Here is a 20,293-nt window from a genome sequence, read left to right as displayed (position 1 = left end):
TCCTGCCCGACCGCGTCCAATGCGCATGAAAAAGCCCCACCAGGGGAGGCAGGGCTTTCCTTTTCTCAATCCATTTAGAGATCAAAAACCCTGCGGGCTGGGGTGATTTTGATAAATCTCAACAATCTTGGCCACAGCTGCTTCGGGTGCCAGTTCTTCGCTTTCACCGCTGCGGCGCGAGGTCAATTCCACCACGCCGTTCTTCAGACCACGGGGGCCTACAGTAATGCGCCAGGGCAGACCGATGAGATCCATGGTGGCAAATTTGCCGCCTGCGCGTTCTTTGCGATCATCATAAAGCGGATCCAGACCCGCAGCGGTCAGCGCCTTGTAGAGATCGTTGCAGGCGGCATCCGCAGCCTCATCGCCCTGTTTCAGGTTCACGATACCGCAGTGGAACGGGGTCACCCCTTCGGGCCAGATGATGCCATTGTCATCATGGTTGGCCTCAATAATGGCGCCCAACAGACGCGACACGCCGATGCCGTGGCTGCCCATGTGAACGGGCGTGGATTTGCCATCTGCGGTTTGCACGGTGGCGCCCATGCTTTCGGAATATTTGGTGCCAAAATAGAAGATCTGGCCAACCTCAATCCCGCGCGCGACGCGGCGGCGGTCTTCGGGGATGTCGTTAAACAGCGCTTCATCATGGGTTTCATCGGTGCGCGCGTATTTCGTGGTGAACTCTTCCAGCACGCCCTGACACTGTTCCACACTGTCATAATCGATCTCACGATCGCCAAAGCTGAGGTCAGTCACCGCGCTGTCATAGAAAACCTCGCTTTCGCCGGTTTCCGCGAGCACCAGGAATTCATGGGTGTAGTCGCCACCAATCGGCCCGCCATCGGCGCGCATCGGGATCGCCTGCAGGCCCATGCGTTCATAGGTGCGCAGGTAGCTGACCAGATGGCGGTTATAGGCGTGCAGCGCATCTTCTTTGGAGAGATCAAAGTTGTAGCCGTCTTTCATATAGAATTCACGGCCCCGCATCACCCCAAAGCGCGGGCGGATTTCATCGCGGAACTTCCACTGCACCTGATACATGGTCAGCGGCAGGTCTTTGTAGGAGTTCACATGCGAGCGGAAGATGTCGGTGATCATCTCTTCGTTGGTGGGGCCAAACAGCATGTCGCGGTCGTGGCGGTCATTGATGCGCAGCATTTCCTGACCGTAATCATCATAGCGACCGCTCTCTTTCCACAATTCTGCGGGCTGCATGGTCGACATCAAAAGCGGGATATGGCCTGCGCGCATCTGCTCTTCGTGAACGATGCCTTCGATCTTTTTCAGCACCTTAAAACCCAGCGGCAGCCAGGAATAGATCCCAGCCGAGGATTGTTTGATCATACCCGCGCGCAGCATCAGACGATGGCTGACGATCTGGGCCTCGGAAGGGTTCTCTTTCAGAACCGGCAGGAAATAACGGGACAGGCGCATCTTGGCTCCATCAAAGTGTTTTGAGGTTTGCACAGAGGTTTAGAAGCCTAGAGGCTGGGGGGCAAGGGGTAGACGGGTGACAGGGGCGGTGCCCGAGCAGAATCGAATCAACGTATGCTACAAATATTGAGTTTACACCATCCAGCCACTACATCGTCAGTGGCCCTGCAAAACGTCTTTATGGTCTGAACTGCTTCGAAGAGATCACTAGGTGTTTTCGAAACCGATGGATCACCATGAGCAATCTTGTTTCTAACATCAACAACGTGATCTACCATGTTCCGGCACGGCAAATAATCTCCTTTCAGTGTCGCCTTCAAATCTCGTTTAAACAAACTATATCCGAATCTATTCATGTAGGAGGAAACCTTATTGAAAGAAGGCGAAGAGAAACTCTTATTAAATCTATCCTCAGGTATAGGATCAGGGAATGGTCCGTTCTGCTCCCAAAGATTCAAATCACGTTCAAACAGTCCGATAATCTTGTCTGAGATACTCTCAGCGTTTGAAGTGTCCCGAATTTCAGAAATAATATCACGCGACGCATGATATGAAACCAGATTGGACACATCCGACCTACATACTTTTTGTGAATATATCCTAGTCAAAACCAGCTCCCCTATTTCTTTTACGAATCCCTCCATATGACTCGAAAGCAGAACAACCGCTCCTCGACACAATGCATCGATCTCCGGAGCATTGGCCAATGCGTTATCACGTTCAAACCTTACGGCCATCTTTAAGAGCCTATCCACTTCATCAAGTCGCTCCAAAAATGCCGAGTAGGCAACCGTATAGCGAGACACCTATTTAAACACCCAAGAAAACTTATCTTCCCACAAATCAAACCTTTGCTGCATGCGTCTTTTATGATCCACCGCTCGCGAAATCAGATCTTCGAAATCCGTCTCCTTTAGTATATCAAAATAGTCGTCTCTAATTCTACTCCGGTTCGCTATAGCTTTTTCCATACTAATCCTGCTAGCGGTGTGAGAAACCAGGTCAAAAAGGGACTTATTGACTGCCTTACTTGCCGGTCTTCGAAAACACTCGTCTGCAGAAAACAGGCAACTAGCTACAGCAAGCATATTCTCCCATTTTTTATCAAAATCTGCAATTTGATCCGGGGTCATTTTACTCCCAGCTGCCGCAGCATCATTCAACCAATTCTTTAGAGGTGTTCGATAGGTATCCAGCCCTAGTTCTTGAATCGCGAAATATCTTAGTATCGTTTCCTCTCCTCTCATTCTCTTATCTGCCTTTTTGCGACCGAGGATTTTCAACCAACTTTCTCGAGAGGCAATACTTTTTAGCAAATCATTAAAATCACCACGATACAGGCAATTTCTGAGCTCCTGTGCATTCAAAGTAGACGTATTGGAGTTCAACCTTTCAAAAATATCAAACTTGACATCTGGATGAGATTTATTTGTTATCATCACACATCGAATTGTATGCGTTTTTATCTGTCTTTGTATTTTCGTAGGTAACTTGTGAAAACGAAATCCATTGAACTCTTTCGCTATTGCAAGCGATGATAATGCAAACTGATTGTCCATAAATCTGTGAATTGATTCCAATCTCTGCTGACCATCAATAACATCAAGCTCAAAATCTTCATTTTGAGAAAGGTAGCAAGGGGGAATAGGGACATTGAGCATAACTGACTCAATTAGTTTAGAGGCCATTGCATTGCTCCATACATACCCCCTTTGAAACGATGGACGCAGAATAATATCGCTATTTTCGATTTGATCCATCAGTGAACCCACCACAAGATCGTAGTTTTGCGTCACAACATCTCTATCGGGGGGGTAGGTTGCGTCCGGATCAGGGGTATCCGTATCTTTTTCTACCTCAAGTATTTCTTCGCTTGCCAAAATAGAACCTACTGTTTCTTTGGTTATTGGATTGTTGCCATAGTACCCAACCCATGAGGGTAGTCCAAGACCACGGTCATATCAAAAGTTGCGACAGTCAGGCGCTGCCCGCCTATGGCGGGCTGGGTGGCCTAATCTCACCCCATCCCCAGAAAAACCCACTCTGTCCCCGGCTTATCCACGGCGGCTGTGATTGCAGAGCTTGCAACCCGTGCCTAGGTCATGGAGAACATAAGCCCATGTGACCAAAGGAGCCGCCATGGCCTTGCCTGCGAAAAAACAGTTTCAGTATTGGGGTCTTGCCGCGCTGGTGTTTGCGGTGGTGATGTGGGCGCTGGGAGATGTGCTGTTACCGTTTATCCTTGGCGCGGCGATTGCCTATCTGATTGATCCGGTGGCCGACCGGCTGGAAGACCTCGGCATGAGCCGCACTGGTGCGACCGCCACCATCACCGTGGGTGCGGGGCTGGTGTTTGTGTTGATGCTCACGATGGTGCTGCCTGCCCTGCTCGGCCAGCTTATTGACCTGGTGCGGGTGTTGCCTGAGGTCTTTGCCAATCTGCGCGAGTTTGCCAAGGAACATGTGCCGCAGCTGTTTGATGAACAAAGCCGCCTGCATGAGCTGCTGGCGACGCTCAGCACCACGCTGCGCGACAAATCCGTGGTCATTTTGGAAACCGCGCTGGGATCGGCGGTGTCTTTGCTCAATGTGCTGGTGCTTTTGGTGATTGTGCCGGTTGTGGCGGTCTATCTTCTTTTGGACTGGGACCGGATGATTGCGCGCATCGATGAGCTGCTGCCGCGCGATCATGCGCCGATCATTCGCAAGCTGATGAGCGATATTGATGCGGTGCTGGCCTCGTTCATTCGTGGCATGGGCACCGTCTGTCTGATCCTTGGCAGCTATTATGCGGTGGCCTTGATGGTGGTTGGGCTGAACTTTGGTCTGGCGGTGGGATTTGTTGCCGGGCTTGTGACCTTTATTCCCTATCTGGGATCGCTGATTGGGGGCGCGCTGGCGATTGGGCTGGCGCTGTTTCAATATTGGAGCGCGGTTGAGGTTGTGGATGGCGACACGGTGACCTATGCGACCGATTGGTTCAGAATAGGCATCGTGGTGGCGATTTTTGTTGCGGGCCAAGTGGTTGAAGGCAACTATCTCACTCCGAAACTGGTGGGCAATTCGGTGGGGCTGCATCCCGTGTGGCTTTTGCTGGCCTTGTCGGTGTTTGGCGCATTGTTTGGGTTTGTCGGCATGTTGGTTGCGGTGCCGATTGCCGCAGCGCTTGGCGTGGTTGCGCGGTTTTTGACCGAGCAATATCTCAACAGTCGGCTGTATCGCGGGGTGACGCTGCGGCGCGATGACGATGAGATTTGAACGAATGAGGGCTGAATGGCCCAGCAGCTAAGCTTTGATCTGCCGTCAAAACCTGCGCTGGAGCGGGAGGATTTCTTTATTGCGCCGTCCAATGCGATGGCGGTGGCGCTGTTGGATCCTGCGTTTCACTGGCCCTCGGGCAAACTGGTGCTGACCGGACCAAAAGGCGCGGGCAAAACCCATCTGGCCCATGTATGGGCGCGCCAGTCAGGGGCCTGGATCATCCCCGCGCATGCCCTGCCCCATGAGGATCTGCCGATGCTGTCGGAAGGCCCGGTGGTGGTCGAAGATGTGCCCGATATTGCGCTGGATCCCGACGCACAGGAAGCGCTGTTTCACCTGCACAATCTGGTGCTGGCGGCGGGGCATCCATTGATGATGACGGGCCGCGCCGCGCCCAATCTGTGGGGGCTCAGCTTGCCGGATCTGCAAAGCCGGGTGCAGGCGGCAACGCATGCGTCGCTCGAGGCACCCGATGATGCGCTGCTGGCGGTGGTGCTGGCAAAGCTGTTCAACGACCGCCAGATTGCGCCAAAGCCCGACGTGATCCCCTATCTGGTGGCGCATATGGATCGCACCTTTGCCACCGCTGCAAAAATCGTGGAACAGCTTGACCAGCTGTCTTTGGCAGAAAAACGCAGCCTGACCCGGCCGCTTGCTGTGCGGGTGCTGGCGGAGTTGAGCGCCGCCTGAGAGAAACAGCATGAGGTGCAAGACGCCCGCGCAGATGAAACCAGTTTTCCGATAGGCGCGGGCTGCGATGATATGCCCAGCCGCTAGATCACTTTTGTCTGGCTTTCCAGCACCTTCACGGTAGCTTTTTAACCGGCGTCACGCTAGCGTGAGCACCAACTTAGATGAGCAGCGACTGAGATTCCGATGAACGAAAGCTCTGATATTGTGGCCGATTGGGGTGGCTTTGGTCAGCCTTTGTTTCAAGATCCAAGCGTACGCGCCCTGTCTCGGGTTGGCGTGGTCGATGTCGGCTCGAACTCGGTTCGGATGGTGGTATTCGACGGCGCGGCACGTAGCCCTGCGTATTTCTTTAACGAAAAGATCATGTGCGCGCTGGGGGCTGGCCTGTCAGAAACCGGCCACCTGAACCCGACGGGGCGCGTGCGGGCGCTGGCGGCGATGCGCCGGTTCAAACATCTTGCGGATGGGATGCAGCTGCCGCATCTGACGGTGGTTGCCACCGCAGCGGTACGTGATGCCAAAGATGGTGCCGAGTTCTGCGAAGAGGTGCTGCGCGAGACCGGTCTGGTGATCCACATCATTGATGGCCCGGAAGAGGCGCGATTGTCGGCGCAGGGGGTTTTGCTGGGCTGGCCCGGTGCCTATGGGCTGGTCTGTGATATTGGCGGCTCTTCCATGGAGCTTGCGGAAATTCAGGACAATACCGTGGGCCAGCGGGTGACATCGCATCTGGGGCCCCTGAAGCTGCGTGAAATCAAAGGCGGCAAACGCGGGCGCAAGATCCATATTCGTGAGGTGGTGGAAAACCTCAAAGAGGAAATGGGCCCCCAACGCGATCGGATGTTTATGGTTGGCGGCAGCTGGCGCGCCATTGCCCGCATCGATATGGAGCGGCGCGGCTACCCGTTGAAGGTGCAGCACGAATACCGCATGTCGGTTCAGGCGGTGCAGGCCACCGCAAAATTCATTGAAGAGGCGGATCTGCAAGCCCTGCGTCAGGCCTGTGGCATTTCCAATACGCGCATGTCGCTGGTGCCCTACGCGTCAGAAGTGCTGGCGCGGCTGGTGAAAACCTTCAGGCCGCGTGACATCGCGATTTCCAGCTATGGCATTCGTGAAGGCATGTTGTTTGAAAAGATGCCGCAGCAGCTGAAAGATCGCGATCCGCTGATTGAAGCCTGCCGTTTTGCCGAAGCCAAAGATGCGCGCCTGCCTGGGTTTGGCCTGAAGCTTTATAATTTTGTGCTGCCGTTGTTTGGCCGGGCGGATGACGCCAAGCGTCGTCTGATCAAAGCGGCCTGCCTGCTGCATGATGTGAGCTGGCGTGCCCATCCGGATTATCGCGCCGAACTGTGTTTTGAAAACGCCACCCGCGCCAATCTTGGCGGTTTGCGCCATTCGGAACGGGTCTATGTGGGGCTGGCGCTGATGTATCGTTACAGCAACCGGCGTCAGGATGCACGGTTTCGCGAACTGTTTGATCTATTGGATCAAAAAAGCCAGCGCGAGGCCGAAGTTCTGGGCAAGGCCATGCGGCTGGGGGCGATGTTGATGGTGAGCGAACTGGGCGAGCTGGGTGAGCTGCGCTGGCAGCCACGCAAGAAGCTGTTGCACCTGGAACTGTCGCAGGAAACCGCACCGCTGTTTAGCGAAGTGGCAGAGGCGCGGCTGAAATCCCTGTGTAATACGCTTGAGGCGCAATCGCAGGTGCATATTCACCGCTAGCCCGGCCCACCGCGCGCCCCGCCCTATGGGCTGGGGTCTGTTGCGGGCGGATCTGCTGGGCAGCTATCTGTGACTGGGCTGATCAGAGTTCGATCTGGCCGTTTGCGTCTGGCCCACCTTCGGGGATCACGCCCGGCTTGATCTTTTTGCGGATGATAATATCGCCATTGGGCAGCATTTCCGGCAGCTCATAGGCGCTCCAATCCTCAACCCGGCTGACAATATCGGCAAGCGCGGGCCCCATATAGGACAGGAATTCCCCCATCGAGGGGCCGATTTGTTCAACGAGCATCTGAAAATCGTTGAGCGTGGGCGCCATTTCTTCCTGCAGCCCTTTGAAAAACAGATCCATGCCGCGCTGCATCAGGGATCCGCCCTCTTCGGCGCGCGGCTCGGAGGTGATGGGTTCAGCCGTGACGGGCGCAGAAAGCGCGAGCATCACGGCAAGTGCAGAACTGACCAGAAGCGTGCTGTTTTTTCGATGGGACGCGAAACGAGAGATGCGCATGGGACCTGCCCTCACAAAATACCGAATGATACCGTTAATATAAGCAGTGCCCCCAGCCCTGTAAGGGGAACAGAGCATAAAAAGCGCATCAGACCTGAGGCGTTTAGGCGCGCCACAGCGGTTTTGCGAGCTCACGCTCTACTGCGCTGCGGCTCCAGCCTGCGTCCCACAGCACCGCATCCGGTGCATGGAGCAATTCGCGCGCCAGCATACGCCGGAACCGGTAGCGCTGCACAATCTGGCTGATCCAGCCCTGCGCGCCGATGTGTGCGATCTTTTGCGGCGCGCATTCAGTTGGGTTCAATGTGATGGGGCTGGGAAAGGGGATAATCTGAGCCACGGTTTTATCCTTTCGAGCTACATTCCTTTTGGTCACGAAACTGTCTCATGCTCTCGATATAAGGGCTTCTGTTGTTGAAAAAAATCATCTTTTCCGACCAGCCTTTGTGAAAAAAAGGAACACTATGCGCCGCCTGCCCCCGCTGACCGCCCTGCCCGCCTTTGAAGCCACGGCCCGGCTTGGATCTGTTACGGCCGCCGCAGAAGAGCTGGGGCGTACCCACAGTGCAATCAGCAAGCAGCTCAAACATCTGGGCGAAGACCTGGGGGGGGATCTGTTTCGCAAAGCAGGCACCGGGCTGGTGCTGAGCGCGCGCGGCGAAGCGCTACAGGCGGCGGTGGCACCGGTGCTTATTGATCTGATGGATGTGAGCGAACGGCTGCGGGCGGGGCCTGCGCGCGAAGAGCTGCGCATTGCGGTGGGCGCGACCTTTGCCACCCGCTGGCTGACTGCGCGATTGCCGCGATTTTATGCGGCCTTTCCCGAGGTAGAGCTGACGCTGCTCATGTCGGGGCTGGTGAACGGGCGGCCGCGCTATGGCGGCGATGCCTTTGATATATTGCTCAGCTATGACCGGCTGCGGGGGCCGGTTGGGCCGGGGTTTGATCTGATGCCTTTGGGTGATGCGTCATACGGGCCGGTGGCCGCGCCCGGCTATCCGATCAGCCAAGACGGGGCGGACTGGCGGGTGGATCTGCGCTTTAGCCATACCGGCGGGCCTTCGGCCTGGGCGGTCTGGGAAGAGATCTCCGCGCGCCGCATTCTGAGCCCGGAGCTGCGCGAATACCCGCATCACATTCTGGCGCTGGAGGCCGCAGCCGCAGGCATGGGCATGGCGCTGACCGAGCGCAGGCTGGCGCAACAGGATCTGGAGCTGGGGCGGCTTGAGGCTCCATTGGGGTTTGTCACCGTCAAAGATGGGTTTATGGCCGCGCTGCCGCGCCCGCCGTCAGCGGCGGCACAGCAGTTTCTGGACTGGCTGAAGACCGAAGCACAGCACGGCTGAGGCAGATTATCTGGGGTGAGCGCCCGGCTGGGGGCGCGCCGGGCAACGCCCGGCGCCACGCCCAACGGGAGCAAGCGTAGCTTAGCTGGGCTTAGGCGACGGGCGGGAGCACATCGCCCCCACCTGCGCTGGCGTATTTGTATTCAGGGCAGCGTCGCGGTTGCGGGCACATCAAGCGTGACCGGAAAATGATCAGAGGCCAGCAGCAATGCGTCGCGCAATGCGGCGTCGCGGTAAATCGTAGCCTCATCAAACGGATGCCAGATCCGCCAGCGCGGCTGCGCATTGCGCAATCGCTGCGACACCATGATGTAATCTAAGAGCGCGCCAAAATAGCGCTCATTGTCGCGATCGAAAAACCGCGCCGTGCTGGGCAATGACCGCGCCCGGGGCTGACACAGGATCTGCGCGTGCGGATCATACAGATCCTCCCCCATGATGATTTCAACCGAAGACCGCCCAAACAGCGCCTCATATTCATCAAGCCCGGGCCCGTCGTTGAGATCCCCCATCACCAAAAGATCGTGACCCAGTTCCAGATGCCAGCTCATGCGCCGCCTGAGCCAGATCGCCTGCGCCAGCTGTTTGCGCCGATTGGCAATGGAAATGCGCATCACATCATCAGCGTCGCGCGCGCCATGGGGCGCTTTGGATTTCAGATGTGCGCCAATCAGATGCAGGACCTGCCCGCTCTTGCTGGTCAGCTCAAGCTCAAGCGGTGGTTTGGAAAACCGCACCTCATCCACCTGCTCATCCACATCAAGATCAAGCTCAAACACCCCATCAAACTGCGGCGCGTCAGAACTGGATTGTGGGGTATGACGCGCGCTGAGCACGGCGGGATCATACAGCAACGCGATCTCTTGCTGGGTGTCATTGGCAAAGCCCATTGCCACAGCGCTTGTGCGCAGATTGGCGAATTGTGCAAAATGTTCCAGCGCCCGAACCGTGCGTTGCTGATGGCCGGTATTTGGGGCTTCAACCACCAGGATCGCATCCGCATCCAGCGCCTGAAACACCTGTCTGAGCGCCTCTGCCTGCGCGCGCCGTGTCACCCCATAGCGGCCTGACGGTTTGTCATCCAGGATCAGCTGATCTTCATCATCAAAGAGAGAGGCAAACCATTCAACATTATAGGTGGCCAGTCTATAGGTGGCCTGGCGCATGTGATTTACAGCCATTGATTTGATCCCAGGCACGGTTGATGTCGATCATCTTTTTTTCAGCCAGGCGCACCGCCTCTTCGGGCACGCCACGTGCAAGCATCGCATCCGGGTGGGTTTCGCGCACAAGCCTGCGCCAGTGTTTGCGGATCTCGGCGTGTTCCATATCCGGGCTGACCCCGAGCACCACATAGGGGTCATTTGGGGCATCGGGCACAAAGCGCGCGCGCAGCGCCATAAACTGCTGTGGCGTCTGGCCAAAAATGCGGCTGACCTCTTCGAGGAAGGCATTTTCACCCGGGTGATAAAACCCATCCGCCAAGGCAATGTGAAACAGCCCCTCCATCAGATCGCACAGCGTTTCCGGGTCTTGGGCAAACATGCGGTGAATGCGGCGGGCATAGTCTTCGTAGCCTGCTACATCCTGCCGCGCGAGGTTGAAAACCTTGGCGGCGCCTGCCTCGTCGGCGGCAGAAATGCGAAAGACCTCGCGAAAGGCTGTGACCTCATCGCGGGTGACCTGGCCGTCGGCTTTGGCCATTTTTGCCCCAAGCGCTACCACCGCAATGGCAAAGGCGACGGTGCGTTCCGGCGGGGTGCGCAGCTGGTCAAACACCTCTGACAGGCTTGCGCCCTGACTGAGCGCTGACAGCGCGTCTGATATGCGACTCCAAAGTGACATGGGGTGAGTTTATCCATTGATGTGAGCGCTGTCAGGGCTGAAAGCGGAGCACAGGCGTAAAAACACCAAGCCTGCCCTGCCCGCATCACTGTTTAAAGATGGCGCAGACCGTGGGGTGTCTCGATCTCAGCTCCAAGCCCGGCCTGCCCGGTTTCAAAACACAGCGCGTAGCCCAGGCCTGCATCTGTTAGGGCCAGACACTGGCGCAGCGCCTCGGCGTCCGGGTGGGTGATAATCAACCGCTTAAGCCTGCAGCCCTGTGGGGTCAGCGCCGCGGTGGGATGGGGCCCCTGCCACGACAGCAGCGCCGGAAACAGGTTGTCATAGGGCAAGACGCCAGTTTCAGGCACAAACATCTGCCAGCGGTAGGCCCCACGCGCCAAAGGCAGCCGCCTGCCCGCCTCGGGCCAGTGTGCGGCGGCACCATCCGGGTTGGCGGTGCGGCAGGCCCAAATCGACAGACACGGATCACCCTGGAATTGATCCAGCGCGTACCAGCAGGGGCTTTGTTCTGGGGTGATACCCGGCTCTTTGGCAATGGCTTCCAGATAGAGCCCGTCGCTCAGATGCAGCAGCCTATTATGGGTGCCAAACACCGCATGTGATCCGCCCGCCTGCATCGGCACGCCCAGTGCTTCTTCTATGTGGGCGGTGGCAGCATTCAGGTTTTCCCCTGCCACCACCAGATGGTCGAGTTCCAACATCTGCAGCGCTCCTGTTTTGAGCGATCATGCGGATTTTGCTGGAAATGCCAAGCGTTACCAACAAACGGCGCAGAGGCTTTTGCCAATCCGGCGCAATTGGGCGCACGCGCTTTTGCACCCCGCAAAAGCGAAACAGGCTCAGGAGGGGAACCCTCCTGAGCCTGGCCCAAAGCCGGTCAGTTGTTGCTAAGGCAACAACTGCGGGTGCGGGAGAACCTCCCCCGCTTTATTTATCAGCGCGCGCTTCGCGGATCAGTTTCAGGATATCCTGCGCCGCCTCGGGGATATTGGTACCGGGGCCAAAGATCGCTTTTACGCCAGATTTATAGAGGAAATCATAGTCCTGCTGCGGGATCACCCCGCCGCAGATTACAATAATGTCCCCAGCGCCCTGCTTTTTCAGCTCACCCACCAGCTGCGGTGCCAGCGTCTTGTGACCTGCCGCCTGCGAGGAAATCCCCACAACGTGCACGTCATTGTCGATCGCATCCTGCGCCGCTTCTTCAGGGGTCTGGAACAGCGGGCCAACATCCACGTCAAAGCCGATGTCAGCAAAGGCGGTTGCAATCACCTTGGCGCCGCGGTCGTGGCCGTCCTGGCCCATCTTGACCACCAGAAGACGCGGGCGGCGGCCCTCTTCTTCGGCGAAGTCTTCGATGGATTTCTGAATGGCGGCAAAGCCTTCGTCGCCCTCGTATGCCGCGCCATAAACACCTGCGAGGGTTTTCACCTCGGCTGAGTGGCGGCCAAACTCTTTTTCCATTGCCATGCTGATTTCTCCAACCGAAGCGCGCGCGCGGGCGGCTTCCACTGCTGCATCAAGAAGGTTGCCGCCTTCAACGGCGCGGCGGGTGAGTTCGGTGAGCGCGGCCTGGCAGGCAGCCTCATCGCGGGTTTCGCGGATCTGTTTCAGACGGGCAATCTGGCTGTCACGCACCGCCATATTGTCCACGTCGAGGATTTCGATCTCATCTTCCTGGGCGAGCTTGTATTTATTCACCCCCACGATGACTTCTTCGCCGCGGTCGATCATCGCCTGACGACGTGCTGCGGTTTCCTCGATACGCAGCTTGGGCATGCCTGAGGCCACAGCCTTGGTCATGCCGCCCATTTCCTCGACCTCTTCCATCAGGGCCCAGGCTTTGTTGATCAGCTCATCGGTGAGGCTTTCAACATAGTAAGACCCCGCAAGCGGATCGACGACATTGGTGACACCGGTCTCTTCTTGCAAGATGATCTGGGTGTTGCGGGCAATCCGCGCCGAAAAATCCGTTGGCAGCGCGATTGCTTCATCCAGCGCGTTGGTGTGCAGCGATTGCGTGCCACCAAGTGCCGCCGACATCGCCTCATAGGCGGTGCGGATCACGTTGTTATAGGGGTCTTGCTCCTGCAAGGACACGCCCGAGGTCTGACAGTGGGTGCGCAGCATTTTGGAACGCTCGGATTTGGCGTCAAACTCGGTCATCACCCGGTGCCACAGCGTACGAGCCGCACGCAGTTTCGCCGCTTCCATGAAGAAGTTCATGCCAATGGCAAAGAAGAAGCTGAGGCGACCGGCGAATTTATCAACGTCCATGCCCGCATTCAGCGCGGCACGCACATATTCGCGACCATCGGCCAGCGTATAGGCCAGCTCCTGCACCAGGTTCGCGCCCGCTTCCTGCATGTGGTAGCCGGAAATCGAGATCGAGTTGAACTTGGGCATCTCGTTTGACGTATATTCAATAATGTCAGAGATGATCTTCATCGAAGGTTCAGGTGGGTAGATATAGGTGTTGCGCACCATGAACTCTTTGAGGATGTCGTTTTGAACCGTGCCCGACAGCACCGAGCGGTCATGGCCCTGCTCTTCGCCCGCCACAATAAAGCTTGCAAGAATTGGGATGATCGCGCCGTTCATGGTCATGGAGACCGAAACTTTGTCCAGCGGAATGCCATCAAAGAGGATCTTCATGTCCTCAACTGAATCGATTGCTACGCCGGCCTTACCAACGTCACCCATTACGCGGGGGTGATCACTGTCGTAGCCACGGTGGGTCGCAAGGTCAAAAGCGACCGAAACACCCTGCTGACCAGCGGCCAGGTTGCGGCGGTAAAATGCGTTGGATTCTTCGGCCGTGGAGAAGCCCGCGTATTGACGGATCGTCCAGGGACGGCCCGCATACATGGTGGCTTTTACCCCACGGGTGAACGGGCCAAAGCCCGGCAAGGAGCCCATATGATCGAGCTCCTCGGTGTCTTGTGCTGTATAAAGCGGTTTGACCTTGATGCCTTCGAGCGTATCCCAGGTCAGGTCGTCAAGCGGGCGTCCGCGCAGCTCTTTTTCAGCCAGATCCCGCCAATCGTTGGTTTTGGTCATTGGGCCTTCCTCGTGTCAGTGTTTTGCGGAATGTTAGATATTCTTCCGCTTGGTCTTGGTTATCTTCGGCAATCTGGGCGAGCCCATCGGCACCGCCTGTCAGCCACATCATGTCATCGGCATAAGCTTCGCGCAGAAGCGCGGTCTGTTCCTCGTTAAACGGACGCCAGATGCCAAATTGATCGCCCAGTTTGGCGGCGTCTTCATCCAGGAGATATGTCGAAAGCTCCTCGACCCGCGGCGACCGGTTGAGCCGGATGCGGGCATGGGCGCGCGGGGCGCGGATATGGGTCATGGAGGCCAGCTGCGCATTCGGGCGGCCACCAAAGATTTCAAAGGGTTGCACCCAGATGTTCACGCCGGGCAATGCGGTTGCCACGTCGGTGATCACATCACGCCAGCTGCGCTGGGATTGCGCATAACGCTCCAGCCCGGCCTGATTGGGGAACGGGAAGCCACGGGCCACCCCATAGGTGAGCGTTGACGCCCAGTAGTGATCCAGCGCGCGGATATTGACCACAACATCGGTGAGTTCACCGGCAAAGGCGCTGGCAAAGCGCGACATGCGTTCCCCCACATCCGCATAAAGCGTGCCCAGATGCAGGTTCTGGCGCATGGAGCCCAGAATGTTTGCATCGGAAATCACCAGCTGGCTAAAGCCTGACGCGCGCTCGGAGGCGAGTTTCAGTTTGATGCGCCCCTTGGCACGTTTGGCCGGATCCGTTTTAGGCAGGATCTGCGGCCCCGGAAGAACGCCCTGGAACAGGCCAGATCTGGTGACCTGCGGCCCCCAGTAGCCCACCCCCTGCACGGCAGTGACGCCGCGGTTCTGGCGCATATATTCCTGGAATGTGGTGGTGGCGCAGCGATGCGCGCCCGCGTGCAAAAACACTTTCATAGTTGGTCCGATCCTTCTGCCGGAGGCTGTCAGAGCAGCAAGCCTTGTGAAACTGCTGACAGAGTGGCGTCGAGAACCTTCCGCACTGGTTAAGACTATGTGTTTTTTTCGCGGCAATTGACGATGAACCATCGCATTTTGGCCATACTGGCATATATTGAGATCAACAGGAGGCGCCATGAGATCTCTATTATGCGTTGTTTTAACTGCCTTTATCGCAACATCCGCTTTGGCGAGCGACGGCAGCACCCCTAACGAAGACCAGCTATTTTTAGAGGGTATTGAATCAAATTTGAGCGAATATTTATGGAAAAAACGCCCCATCGTGGTGTTTGCAGACACCGATGCGGACCCGCGGTTCCAGGAACAGCTGGAGCGGTTGCGCGAAAATGAGTCGGCGTTGCGGGACCGGGATGTGGTGATTTTGAGCGACACAGACCCAGCCGCACGATCAGAGCTGCGCCGGACATTGCGCCCACGTGGCTTCCAATTGGTGCTGATTGGCAAGGATGGATCGGTGATCCTGCGCAAGCCCTTCCCATGGACCGTCCGCGAGCTCAACCGCAGCATCGACAAAATGCCGATGCGCGTGCGCGAGATCGAGGAGCGGCGACAGGAAAGAGCGGGCGAGTAGATCACTTGCCATCCCCCCGCGCATAAAACAGCCAGCGGTTTTCACCGTCGAGCACAATCATCGCCTTTTCCTGCGGGTCGTAAACCAGGTCAGCGTTTTCGTCCAAGAGCGCCCGCAGGTAATAGGTCTGCAAGGTTTCTGTCATACAGTTCTTGGCAGCGATACCAGATGAGATCATGCCGATGCCGCGATGCAGATTGGCGTTCATCATCGCCTCGGACACCGAATGGGGGGTCTCCCCTTTGATGTCAAAAAACACCGGACCATCGCGGCCGAGCATCTTTACGCCGGTCTGCAAGGTGCGCGCACGGGTGACTTTTGAGGAAATCCGGGTGGATTTCAGATCAAACACGGCGGCAGAACAGCCGGGTTGAGAATGGAAATACAGGGTTTCACCCAGGTTCATCCATGAGGACACTCGGGTTCTGACGTCCTCTTCGTTTTGTCTGGCACAGCCCGCAACCATCAGACAGGCCAGGCCTGCGCCGATCGCGCGCTTTGCCGATTTACGCAGGCTCAGCGCATGCGCAGCGGTTCGGCAGCGTGCAGCCGCACGGCGCCGGGCCCCGGCCAATGGCCGAGACATGGAATTACTAGGCAAAACACCCCTCCAATTTAACGGATCGGGGCACCCACTTTGCCCCGAAAAACTCCCTTGCCCACCAAAGGATTTCTCAAAGGTAAATGGCAAGTGTTTACAGGGGGTTAAACCTCTAATTTGATGTAAATGATTTCGCGACCGCAGCGGCGGACGCAAATTGGAAGACTGCGCCGCGCGCCCAGGCACCATCGACGCGCAAAAAGCACGTGATGACAAAGGGTTAGAGGGCGCGGCGCAGGTCATGTTCTTATTCGAATTCCATGATAACGTCGTCAACCGCAAGGCTGTCGCCTGCACTCGCGTTAATTTTAGTTACCACACCCTTTTTCTCTGCGCGCAGAATGTTCTCCATTTTCATGGCTTCCACGGTGCACAGCGCCTGGCCTTCCTGAACTTCAGCGCCAACTTCAACGTTAACGGAAACGATCAGACCCGGCATTGGGCACAAGAGCATCTTGGAGGTGTCTGGCGGCAGTTTTTCCGGCATCAGCGCGGCAAGTTCAGCCTGACGTGGGGTGCGCACATGCACCTTGAGGTCAGCGCCACGGCTGCGCACGCGGAAACCCTGGGTGATCTTGCCAACCTTCATCACCAGCTTATCACCATTGGTGTCAAGCGTGGCAAGCTGGTCGCCCGGTGTCCAATCAGAGGCAACCCGGATGGTGCTGCCATCATCAAAGGACACGGTAGAACCCTCATGATCTGCGCGAATGCTCATCGGGTAGGTCTGGCCCTGCAGGCTTACCACCCAATCGTCGCCCACTTTGCGCTCGTGGTTGTCCATCCGGCCCGACACTTTGGTGCGGCGGATTTCGGCAACGCGGTGCATGGCGGCACAAGAGGCTGCGATCCGTTTCAGATCTGCTTCGGGCAGCTCTACCCCTTCAAAGCCATCAGGATATTCCTCGGCAATGAATGCGGTGGTCATGTCGCCCGAGACAAATTTCGGGTGATCCATAACAGCCGCCAGGAACGGCAGGTTGTGACCGATGCCTTCGACCTCAAAGCTGTCAAGCGCCACGCGCATCGCTTCAATCGCGGCGTCGCGGGTTGGGGCCCAGGTGCAGAGCTTGGCGATCATCGGGTCATAGAACATGGAGATTTCCCCACCTTCATAAACACCGGTGTCATTGCGGATCACCACATCACCTGCATCACCAGGCTGAACGCCGGGGGTGTAGGCTGCGGTTTCTGCTGGCGGACGATAGCGGGTCAGACGGCCAATGGACGGCAGGAAATTGCGATAGGGATCTTCGGCGTACAGACGGTTTTCAATCGCCCAACCCTGAAGTTTCACATCATCCTGGGTGATGCCCAGCTCTTTGCCAGCGGCGACGCGGATCATCTGCTCTACGAGGTCAACACCGGTGATCAGTTCGGTCACGGGGTGTTCCACCTGCAGGCGGGTGTTCATTTCGAGGAAGTAGAAGTTCTTCTCGCCGTCGACGATGAATTCCACGGTGCCCGCAGAGGCATAGCCCACGGCCTTGGCCAGAGCCACAGCCTGTTCACCCATGGCGCGACGGGTCTCTTCGTCAAGGAAGGGCGAAGGTGCTTCTTCGACCACTTTCTGGTTCCGACGCTGGATCGAGCATTCGCGCTCGCCGAGGTAAACACCATTGCCGTGGCTGTCGCACAGCACCTGAATTTCGATGTGGCGCGGCTGGGTTACGAATTTCTCGATGAAGATACGGTCATCACCAAAGGAGTTGGCCGCTTCGTTCTTGGACGACTGGAAACCTTCGCGGGCCTCTTCGTCGTTCCAAGCAATCCGCATGCCTTTACCACCACCACCAGCGGAGGCTTTGATCATCACGGGATAGCCGATCTGGTTAGAGATCTTGACCGCTTCGTCGGCGTCTTCGATCAGGCCCATGTAGCCGGGAACGGTGGAAACACCGGCCTCTTGCGCGATCTTTTTGGAGGTAATCTTGTCCCCCATGCTTTCGATTGCGCCCACAGGGGGGCCAACAAAAGCAACACCCGCATCTGCCAGAGCTTCGGCAAATTTGGAGTTTTCAGACAGGAAACCATAGCCCGGATGCACAGCCTGTGCGCCGGTGGCTTTGATCGCGTCCATTACTTTGTCGATGACAATGTAGGACTGGTTTGCAGGTGGCGGGCCGATATGAACGGCCTCGTCGGCCATCTCTACATGCAGCGCCTGTTTGTCGGCGTCTGAATAGATGGCGACGGTCTTGATTCCCATTTTACGCGCGGTCTTGATGACTCGGCAGGCAATCTCCCCCCGGTTGGCAATCAGGATCTTGTCAAACATCAGCTCTCCTCTGGCTCGTTTGCTGTGAACGCAAAGACGCCGCGCCCGAAGAACGGTGCGCGGCGTCAAAGCAGTTCATGTGAATGGTACGGGTGTTCGGCAGCGCCTCAACAGCGGCGCGGGTATTCTTTACAATAGATGACATTTGCGGCTGCGCCCACGGCTGCGCCGGTGAGCAGGTTGCCTTGCAGCACGGCTGAACCCACGGTGCCTGCGGCTGCGCCAATGGCAACCTGTTCGCCGGTGGTGTCACCACAGGCCGAAATGGCAAGGCTTGCCGCGAGGGCCGCGGCCAGTTTGAAACGGGTGTGGAAGATATGCACTGGGTCGATCCTTTCTGCATCATGCCAGGGCGTGTGCCCCGGTTTTGCAGGCAGGTTGCAGTTTGACCCTGAGCAGACAAGCCAGCGCGGCCCCTGCCCCGGATCTGTGCAGATCTCTGCGCAAAGCGTGAAACACCTGGGCGAAGCTTTGCCCATGCGGGGCTGCGAACCAGGCTACGAATCCCTGTTAGCGCAATCAAGTCATCGGTTTGCACGGCGGACTTCACTGCGGCGTGACATTTTTCATCCGCCTTCATGACAAATTTGCAACAAACGGACTGAACAGTATAGTTTGACGCATCGCGCGGTAAGAATTCGTAAGAATTGCGCACAGCCATTTTCGTGTTCGAAAACTGGCCTCTACCCAATTCAGCACGCAACATTTGTTCATATACAGACGTGGTGCTGAAACGTTTGGTTATATTCATAAACTTTGATGCCAAAAACGTGATTACGCCTCGGCCATCGAGTATGGAAAGTTTTCTCTGGCATGAAAAATCATGCAATGGAGGAGAAATACTATGAAAATCAACACTGTACGCGGTGTCCTTCTGGGCAGCGCACTGGCTTCTTGCGTCGGTTCGGTTGCTTTGGCGGATGCCAACACCGAGGCCGAGCTTCAAGCATTGCGTGCTCGCGTCGAAGCGCTGGAGACCCATCGCAATGGCCCGTCCGGAAATGTTGGTGATTTCCAAATCGGCAAGACCACCATTGATATCTACGGCTACGGCAAGGCTGATTTCTTTTACGATTTCGATTTTGATCAGGGCGACCTGGTTACCGTTCCCCGCATTGGCGAGCCCGCCAACGCAACCGATGGCAAATTCGGCGCCACCGCGCGTCAGACCCGTCTGGGCATCCGCACCAAGACCGACAGCGATTTCGGCACCATTGGCACCCAGCTTGAGCTTGACCTCTTTGGCGGCAGCAGCAGCACCGGTGAGCTGCGGGTGCGCCACGCCAATATCACCATTGGCGACAATTGGTTGATTGGCCGCTTCTGGACCAACTTCATGCCAATCGGCAACTACCCGGCCACAGTTGAATTCCGCGGCCCCGCAGGCATCACCTTTGCCCGTGTACCGCAAATTCGCTACCGCAACACCTCGGGTAACCTGTCTTACAGCTTCTCGCTTGAAGAAAACAACGCGACGTCTGACGACCCCACCATCACCGCGGCTGCGGAATACAAAGGCGAGCGGGGCTCGCTGCGAGTTGCTGGTCTGGTTGGCACCGTCAAAGCTGGTGGTGAAGAATACGACCAGAGCGGTGTGACCCTTTCTGGTGCGATCACCCCCTGGGCGGGCGGCAAACTGCAGGCGACCTTTGTCACCGGTGAAGCCATCACCCCCCTGCTGAACGCAGGCGGTTCCACCGCGGTGGCTGGTATTGGCGACCAAGCCAATGACGTCGACGGTTTCACCGTTGAGCTGCGTCAGAAGCTGAGCAGCAAGATCAATGTTGGTCTGGTCTACGGTCAGGAAGATTATGACCTCGCCTCGAGCACCGGCACGCTGGATTACACCAAGCTGGAAACTCTGCATATCAATGCGTTTTACAACGCCACTGATAAGCTGCGTTTTGGGGCGGAATACATCCTTGCGGAGCGCACCAGCTCTACCGGTGCTACCATTGATGCGGATCGCATCCAATTCTCGGCACAGCTGAACTTCTGATAAAA

19 protein-coding genes are annotated in these 20,293 nt (G+C 56.9%); 6 read left to right on the top strand and 13 right to left on the bottom strand.

Annotated elements, in window-relative coordinates:
• Positions 1–81: 81 nt before the first annotated feature.
• From proS to GG681_RS09355, 3 genes are all read right to left on the bottom strand, one after another.
• Entirely contained in the window at positions 82–1,437 is a 1,356-nt protein-coding gene (proS, locus tag GG681_RS09365) for a proline--tRNA ligase (RefSeq protein ID WP_153547431.1), read from the bottom strand.
• Between the two features lie 107 nt (positions 1,438–1,544).
• A complete protein-coding gene (locus GG681_RS09360; protein ID WP_153547430.1) occupies positions 1,545–2,243 on the bottom strand; it encodes an MAE_28990/MAE_18760 family HEPN-like nuclease in 699 nt (232 codons plus the stop codon).
• A complete protein-coding gene (locus GG681_RS09355) occupies positions 2,244–3,317 on the bottom strand; it encodes a DUF262 domain-containing protein (protein WP_153547428.1) in 1,074 nt (357 codons plus the stop codon).
• Positions 3,318–3,576: 259 nt separating this feature from the next.
• Between GG681_RS09355 and GG681_RS09350 the strand changes: the two genes are divergently transcribed.
• The 3 genes from GG681_RS09350 to GG681_RS09340 all read left to right on the top strand — a co-directional run bounded on the left by GG681_RS09350 (position 3,577) and on the right by GG681_RS09340 (position 7,116).
• Positions 3,577–4,695 carry an AI-2E family transporter gene (locus tag GG681_RS09350; protein ID WP_153547426.1) on the top strand — a complete coding sequence of 373 codons (1,119 nt, stop codon included), beginning with the start codon at positions 3,577–3,579 and terminating at the stop codon, positions 4,693–4,695.
• Positions 4,696–4,710: 15 nt separating this feature from the next.
• The gene (locus GG681_RS09345; RefSeq protein ID WP_153547424.1) at positions 4,711–5,388 is read left to right on the top strand and encodes an HdaA/DnaA family protein; all 678 of its coding nucleotides are present in this window, start codon (positions 4,711–4,713) and stop codon (positions 5,386–5,388) included.
• Between the two features lie 186 nt (positions 5,389–5,574).
• Positions 5,575–7,116 carry a Ppx/GppA family phosphatase gene (locus GG681_RS09340; RefSeq protein WP_153547422.1) on the top strand — a complete coding sequence of 514 codons (1,542 nt, stop codon included), beginning with the start codon at positions 5,575–5,577 and terminating at the stop codon, positions 7,114–7,116.
• Between the two features lie 82 nt (positions 7,117–7,198).
• Here the strand turns inward: GG681_RS09340 and GG681_RS09335 are convergent, their stop codons facing one another.
• Positions 7,199–7,624 carry a hypothetical protein gene (locus tag GG681_RS09335; RefSeq protein WP_153547420.1) on the bottom strand — a complete coding sequence of 142 codons (426 nt, stop codon included), beginning with the start codon at positions 7,622–7,624 and terminating at the stop codon, positions 7,199–7,201.
• 103 nt (positions 7,625–7,727) lie between these two features.
• Complete coding sequence (locus GG681_RS09330) at positions 7,728–7,964, bottom strand: DUF1127 domain-containing protein (RefSeq protein WP_153547418.1); 237 nt, start codon at positions 7,962–7,964, stop codon at positions 7,728–7,730.
• Between the two features lie 124 nt (positions 7,965–8,088).
• Here GG681_RS09330 and GG681_RS09325 point away from each other — a divergent pair, with 124 nt between their 5' ends.
• Positions 8,089–8,970 carry a LysR substrate-binding domain-containing protein gene (locus GG681_RS09325; RefSeq protein ID WP_153547416.1) on the top strand — a complete coding sequence of 294 codons (882 nt, stop codon included), beginning with the start codon at positions 8,089–8,091 and terminating at the stop codon, positions 8,968–8,970.
• Between the two features lie 143 nt (positions 8,971–9,113).
• Here GG681_RS09325 and GG681_RS09320 read toward each other — a convergent pair whose 3' ends face one another.
• The 5 genes from GG681_RS09320 to GG681_RS09300 all read right to left on the bottom strand — a co-directional run bounded on the left by GG681_RS09320 (position 9,114) and on the right by GG681_RS09300 (position 14,776).
• Complete coding sequence (locus GG681_RS09320) at positions 9,114–10,151, bottom strand: endonuclease/exonuclease/phosphatase family protein (protein WP_235899834.1); 1,038 nt, start codon at positions 10,149–10,151, stop codon at positions 9,114–9,116.
• Positions 10,117–10,815: a TerB family tellurite resistance protein gene (locus tag GG681_RS09315; protein ID WP_153547414.1), complete on the bottom strand. Its 699-nt coding sequence runs from the start codon at positions 10,813–10,815 to the stop codon at positions 10,117–10,119. The genes GG681_RS09320 and GG681_RS09315 overlap by 35 nt, the downstream gene beginning before the upstream one ends.
• A gap of 92 nt (positions 10,816–10,907) precedes the next feature.
• Positions 10,908–11,519 (bottom strand): VOC family protein, encoded by a 612-nt coding sequence (locus tag GG681_RS09310; RefSeq protein WP_235899833.1) that lies wholly within the window; start codon positions 11,517–11,519, stop codon positions 10,908–10,910.
• Positions 11,520–11,745: 226 nt separating this feature from the next.
• A complete protein-coding gene (gene scpA, locus GG681_RS09305; RefSeq protein ID WP_153547412.1) occupies positions 11,746–13,878 on the bottom strand; it encodes a methylmalonyl-CoA mutase in 2,133 nt (710 codons plus the stop codon).
• The gene (locus GG681_RS09300) at positions 13,844–14,776 is read right to left on the bottom strand and encodes a hypothetical protein (protein WP_153547410.1); all 933 of its coding nucleotides are present in this window, start codon (positions 14,774–14,776) and stop codon (positions 13,844–13,846) included. Before GG681_RS09300 ends, scpA begins: the two co-directional genes overlap by 35 nt.
• Positions 14,777–15,068: 292 nt before the next feature.
• Between GG681_RS09300 and GG681_RS09295 the strand changes: the two genes are divergently transcribed.
• A complete protein-coding gene (locus GG681_RS09295; RefSeq protein ID WP_328593325.1) occupies positions 15,069–15,410 on the top strand; it encodes a DUF4174 domain-containing protein in 342 nt (113 codons plus the stop codon).
• 1 nt (position 15,411) lies between these two features.
• On the opposite strand, the gene GG681_RS09290 is transcribed toward GG681_RS09295, so the two are convergent.
• The 3 genes from GG681_RS09290 to GG681_RS09280 form a co-directional block, all read right to left on the bottom strand.
• Positions 15,412–15,996, bottom strand: a complete 585-nt coding sequence (locus GG681_RS09290) for a hypothetical protein (protein ID WP_153547405.1) — start codon at positions 15,994–15,996, stop codon at positions 15,412–15,414.
• Positions 15,997–16,258: 262 nt separating this feature from the next.
• Complete coding sequence (locus tag GG681_RS09285) at positions 16,259–18,289, bottom strand: acetyl-CoA carboxylase biotin carboxylase subunit (RefSeq protein WP_153547403.1); 2,031 nt, start codon at positions 18,287–18,289, stop codon at positions 16,259–16,261.
• Positions 18,290–18,396: 107 nt separating this feature from the next.
• Positions 18,397–18,585 carry a hypothetical protein gene (locus GG681_RS09280; RefSeq protein WP_153547778.1) on the bottom strand — a complete coding sequence of 63 codons (189 nt, stop codon included), beginning with the start codon at positions 18,583–18,585 and terminating at the stop codon, positions 18,397–18,399.
• Positions 18,586–19,133: 548 nt separating this feature from the next.
• Here GG681_RS09280 and GG681_RS09275 point away from each other — a divergent pair.
• Positions 19,134–20,288 carry a DcaP family trimeric outer membrane transporter gene (locus GG681_RS09275; RefSeq protein ID WP_153547401.1) on the top strand — a complete coding sequence of 385 codons (1,155 nt, stop codon included), beginning with the start codon at positions 19,134–19,136 and terminating at the stop codon, positions 20,286–20,288.
• Positions 20,289–20,293 lie beyond the last annotated feature (5 nt).

This window comes from Tritonibacter aquimaris (assembly GCF_009617595.1).
In the GTDB taxonomy this organism is placed as follows: Bacteria; Pseudomonadota; Alphaproteobacteria; order Rhodobacterales; family Rhodobacteraceae; genus Epibacterium; species Epibacterium aquimaris.
This window is presented reverse-complemented; position numbering and strand designations above follow the sequence as displayed.